The organism is Bacteriovorax sp. DB6_IX (assembly GCF_000447775.1).
Lineage (GTDB): Bacteria > Bdellovibrionota > Bacteriovoracia > Bacteriovoracales > Bacteriovoracaceae > Halobacteriovorax_A.
Genome location: NZ_AUNJ01000138.1, coordinates 1 through 4947, shown reverse-complemented (window position 1 = coordinate 4947; position 4947 = coordinate 1). Strand labels below are relative to the sequence as shown.

Below are 4947 nucleotides of genomic sequence, written 5' to 3'. Positions count from 1 at the left end.
AGAACTGAGTTCTATATTAGTTTAAAGTGTTTGTAGTTTCAACAGTTGTGTTAAGCTCTGATGCATTAAATGCATTGAAAGTGTTAACTGGAGCTTCTTCAGTTGTAGTAGACTCAACACCTTCAAGAGATCTGATATATCCAGTAAAAGTACCTTCTTCAGCTCTGATAACTCTCTTCAGAAGTTCTACGTCACCAGCTTTTGTTGATTTTTTCTCTTGATCAAAAAGAAGTTGGATCTGAGTCATGTAAGTAATATCATTTTTTGTCTTATTATCAATTACTTGAATCTCGTGCCCTTCTCTGATGATTTGAGCGATTTCTTCAAGAGTAACATAACAGCTTTGGTGAGTGTCATAAAGCTTTCTGTTTTGGTACCTTTTGATAATTCTAACATCGTTCATATTAACATCCCCTATTCGGTTTTAATATTTGAGAGTAACTCTCAAGTTTTTCGCTATTATCTAAACACAAAGGTTTTTAGCACATAGTGTTATATACTTTAAGACCTAGTGTACATTTTTCATTCAGCTTAACTCTAGCAAAGAGAAAGGCACGCAATTTCAAGGTGTTAACCAATGAAAGCTGTAGCCGTTCAATAATTAGTGCTTAGCGTTTTCCAAGTGCACAAATGAATTAGCAGTTTATGACTTTGACTGTCAAGGTGAAAACCTTCAAAAATCTTTGCACCGCCAAAAAAAACTCCAAAAAAAACAGAAAAACAATAACTTATATTTTGTTTAGATTCGCAGAGTCCAATGAGGGCTAGGTTTTATAGTACAATAGGGGAAAAGATGTCGACCGGGCGCAAAGTTCGTAAAGTCTAGGGAAATTAGGACGAAAAGGTTGAATAGAGGAGCGGGAAGCTTCTTGAGTTCAGAAGGAATGTAGATGAATAGATTCACACCACTTTTCGTAATGACCCTAGCATTTGCCGTTAGTTGTTCCAGTGTTCAAAAATCACCTGAGGCGATTAAGCAGAAGCTAAGCGAAAAAAGAGTTGAGGAAATTGATAGCTATCAGGCAGCTTTAAAGGCTAAGGCTAATGTTGAGAGCCGTCTGGGAAGCGTGACTGATGAGGCCATTGCCGCTGGTCCTGAGGCCATGAGATATTTATCAACTGATCTTTTTTTTAAGGCCAATGATGCATCTCTCAAGGGAGATTCTTATTCTGCCTCAATAATATTTAAATACATCGTAAAATTGAATCCAAATGATATCTATATCAGAAAGAAGTATGCAGTTGAACTAATCAAGTCAAACCAGCTGGTGAAGGCTAAGGACGAGCTTGTTTTTCTAGTATCAAATTCTAAAGATAAGGATCTTAAAGAGAAGGCCAACCTTCTTTTGGCCGGGGTTTATTCAGCCCTCAAAAATAAGTCAAAGTCGATTAAATTATACAAGGCCATTGTTGATCAAACAAAGGGTGAAATCCCTGAGGCCTGTATCTTCCTATCTAAGGCTTATGTTGCGGAGAATAAGTATAAGCGAGCATTCTCTGTTCTGGATTTTTGCCGTAAATCTTCGGTAAAAAATAGAGCTTCATTTACTTACTTTAAAGCAAAGCTGGACTTTGATCGCAATAGAATGAAATCAGCGATTCAAAACTTAAGGCTCTCATTAAGAGAAGATAAGGATCACTACCAAAGTATTCTCCTTTTAGGACATATTTATGAACTTAAATCTCAAAATGAGAAAGCTCTAAAACTCTATGAGAGATTCATTAAAAGAAAACCAAATAGCTACTCAGTTCTAAGTAAATATGTAAATCTGCTTTTTTCTGAAGGAAAGTATGAAGGTGTCATCCCTCATCTGGAAAGACTTCTGGCCATTGATGAAGATAACCTAAATCTTAAAGTGAGATTAGGGGTTCTCTACACTGAGGTTGGTAAAATTGATGAGGCAAAGAGTATTTTTAGAGAAATTCTAAAAGTTGTCCCAGACTCAGACAAAGTTCTTTATTACCTTGCAAGCCTTTATCAGCAAACTGCTGAAAATGAGAGCGCCATTGAGTACTACTCGAAAATAAGTGATACGAGTGCTCTTTATCATGAAAGTAATATTCAGATTGCTCAAATTCTAAATGTGATTGCGCAAAATGATAGAGATTCTAATATTAAAAAGGGTGAAGATCGCTTCATTAGCTTTATTAATAAGAAGTCACAAAAGAGTGATGGATTGAATGTTGAGTTAAGTGTGATTCTGGCAGGATATCAAGAATCTAATAAGGACTTTAGACAGGCGATTCAGACAATGGAGAGTGTGAAAGATGTCCAAGGTTTTTCTGAGGGACACGATTACTACTTAGCAGCTCTTTATGAAAGAGTAAAAGAATATGGAAAGGCTGAAGCTATTGTTAGAAAGATGCTTGAGAGAAACCCTGAGAACCCACATGCTTTAAACTTCATTGGGTATTCGATTCTTGAAAGAGGAAATGACTTTGACAAGGCCTATGAATACATTAGTAAGGCCGTAAAGCTAAAACCAAATGATGGTTATATCAGAGATTCTCTTGGTTGGTACTACTATAAGAAAGGTGATTTTAAGAATGCCTTTAAAGAAACATATAAAGCTTGGAAGCTTGTTCAAGATGATGTTGTGATTACAAAACATTTAGCCTTGATTTATAAGGCGATGAACAACTATGATAAAGCTAAAGAGTATTATGTCGAGGCACTAAAAAATTGCAAAGTAGAATCAGAAAGAGAAGAAGTATTGAGGGGACTAGAAGATTTAGAATCTTTAAGGTTGCCTGCTTCTCGTTAGTACTAACTTCTTGTACGACAAATCAAAAAAATCAAAATACAACAAACTCTCTAGAAGCAGACTTTGCTTCTAGAGTCTGTTTGAATTCTACTGGGCGTGGACGTCTTAAGGTTTCTTCACAAGAGAATCGATTCACTTATCAAGCAGCCGTTAAAGATCTTGATTATACGCTGGGGATTGATATCCCTTTTAAAGGACAAGAGACTTTGACTCTTCCTCTCGGTTCCAAGAAGAACCTTGGTGGGAGTTTGTATCAAAAAGTATCTAAGAGTCTTTTGAAGAAAAGAAAGTTAAAGGCCGTTCAACTCTTTGATGATTTCCTTTTGCAAAGTGCAAAATTCTTCGATGGTATTTCAAAAGTTCAGAATTCTCAGTGCTCTGACTCACAGTGTTTAAATGGACAAATTCTAAAAACTGATAAGGGCGAGCAGTTTCGCTCTGCGTGGTCAGATGAATACGAACTTGTCATTGATTTTGGAAGATTGAGAAGTGGTATGTATCAATCGATCAGAGTCAAAGCTTTACACATGAAGTCAAAAAAGAATCCACTTTCGCTGGATTTGGCCTTGGATAGCTGCCAGTAGCGGCGTGTCATCCCCCTCAAAACCTTTTTACTCTGGCAAATCAGTAGGGATTTAGGTATAAATCCTATCTAACCGTTTTTAAACAACGAGACAAACAATAAAGGGAAGAAACATGAAAATGAAAAAGATTTCCATTGCTCTACTTTCTGGTCTGATGCTTTTCGGATCTTGTACGAAGAAAGTAGACATGAGTGAAAAAGTTCTTAATCTTGCCGTAGGTAGTGAGATTAAGGGAATGGATCCTATTTATGCAAACGATCGTTATTCAAGTAACGAAATTGCTAGAATCTATGAGAGGCTTTTAGAGTACCATTACTTAAAAAGACCTTACACGCTAGTTCCAAACCTAGCGGAAAGCCTTCCTGTCGTTTCAGAAGATGGAATGACTTATACATTTAAAATTAAAAAAGGTGTTCTTTTCCAAGATGATCCAGCTTTTGAAGGTGGAAAAGGAAGAGAGCTTACTGCAGAAGATTTTGTTTACTCTATCAAAAGACTTGCTGATCCAAAACTTCAAGGTCTTGGTTGGTGGCTTCTTGATGGAAAAATCAAAGGTCTTAATGAGTGGAGAGACAAGAACGCTGAGAAAGATGTTGTTGATTACTCTGAGGCTATTGAAGGTCTAAAGGCCGTTGATAAGCACACACTTGTTTTCCAACTTAATAAGCCATTTCCACAGTTCCTATACTCTCTAGCTATGCCATTTACTTTTGTAGTAGCTAAAGAAGCTGTAGAAAAGTATGGAAAAGAGTTCCTAAACCACCCAGTTGGGACAGGACCATTCATGCTTAAAGGAAAAGTATTCAAGCAAACTTCTAAAAGACTTGAGTATGTTAAGAACCCAACTTTCAGAAAGAAAGTTTTCCCATCAGAAGCTTCGGAAGAGTTTAAGCCAATGCTAGCTGATCAGGAAAAGATCTTCCTCTAGTTGATAAGGTTGTTGTTAATATCATCACAGAATCTCAACCGAGAATGCTTCAATTCAAAAAAGGTAGAGTAGATTACAATGCTGTTGATAAAGATAACTTTGACTCAATGGTTTCAACTGGAAAGAAGCTAAGCCCAGATATGGCAAAGAAAGAAATCTCTCTTGAGGTTACTCCTTCTCTTGACGTAACTTACACAGCTTTCAACCATGATATGAAGCTATTCCAAAATACTGATCTTAGAAGAGCAATGTCACTAGCATTTGATGTTAATGAACTAAATAGACTTTTCTATAACGATGTTAGAGCAATGCCTGCTCAGTCAATCATCCCTCCAGGAATTGCTGGATACATGAAAGACTACAAAGCTCCATATAGAGCAAAGAATATTGCGAAAGCAAAAGAGCTTCTTGCTAAAGCTGGTTACCCAGATGGTAAAGGGCTTCCTGAAATTACTTACGACTGTCCAAGTTCTTCAACTTCAAGACAGATCGGAGAACTTCTTAAAAAGCACATGGGTGAGATTGGAATTAGCGTAAGAGTTGTTCAAAATACTTGGCCAGAGCTTCAAAAGAAAATCACTAAAAGACAAGTTATGCTTTACGGAATTGCATGGGGTGCAGATTACCCAGATGCTGAAAACTTCCTACAGCTACTTTATGGACCAAATAA

5 protein-coding genes are annotated in these 4947 nt (G+C 36.9%); 4 read left to right on the top strand and 1 reads right to left on the bottom strand.

Translation table 11 applies throughout. The features are described from left to right. Positions 1–16: 16 nt before the first annotated feature. Entirely contained in the window at positions 17–403 is a 387-nt protein-coding gene (locus M901_RS04290; protein ID WP_021276954.1) for a polyhydroxyalkanoate synthesis regulator DNA-binding domain-containing protein, read from the bottom strand. A 487-nt stretch (positions 404–890) separates the two neighbouring features. On the opposite strand from M901_RS04290, the gene M901_RS04285 reads away from it, so the two are divergent. The 4 genes from M901_RS04285 to M901_RS04270 all read left to right on the top strand — a co-directional run. Further along, complete coding sequence (locus M901_RS04285; RefSeq protein WP_021276957.1) at positions 891–2765, top strand: tetratricopeptide repeat protein; 1875 nt, start codon at positions 891–893, stop codon at positions 2763–2765. Further along, complete coding sequence (locus tag M901_RS04280) at positions 2684–3349, top strand: hypothetical protein (protein ID WP_034720281.1); 666 nt, start codon at positions 2684–2686, stop codon at positions 3347–3349. The genes M901_RS04285 and M901_RS04280 overlap by 82 nt, the downstream gene beginning before the upstream one ends. 112 nt (positions 3350–3461) lie before the next feature. Beyond that, complete coding sequence (locus tag M901_RS04275) at positions 3462–4277, top strand: ABC transporter substrate-binding protein (protein ID WP_021276956.1); 816 nt, start codon at positions 3462–3464, stop codon at positions 4275–4277. Positions 4278–4321: 44 nt separating this feature from the next. Further along, positions 4322–4947 (top strand): ABC transporter substrate-binding protein (locus M901_RS04270; protein ID WP_021276958.1); only part of this gene is annotated, 626 nt, incomplete at its 3' end.

Coding starts and splice junctions, on each gene's coding strand:
- M901_RS04290 (WP_021276954.1), bottom strand. CDS start 403: ATGAACGATGTTAGAATTATCAAAAGGTACCAAAACAGAAAGCTTTAT.
- M901_RS04285 (WP_021276957.1), top strand. CDS start 891: ATGAATAGATTCACACCACTTTTCGTAATGACCCTAGCATTTGCCGTT.
- M901_RS04275 (WP_021276956.1), top strand. CDS start 3,462: ATGAAAATGAAAAAGATTTCCATTGCTCTACTTTCTGGTCTGATGCTT.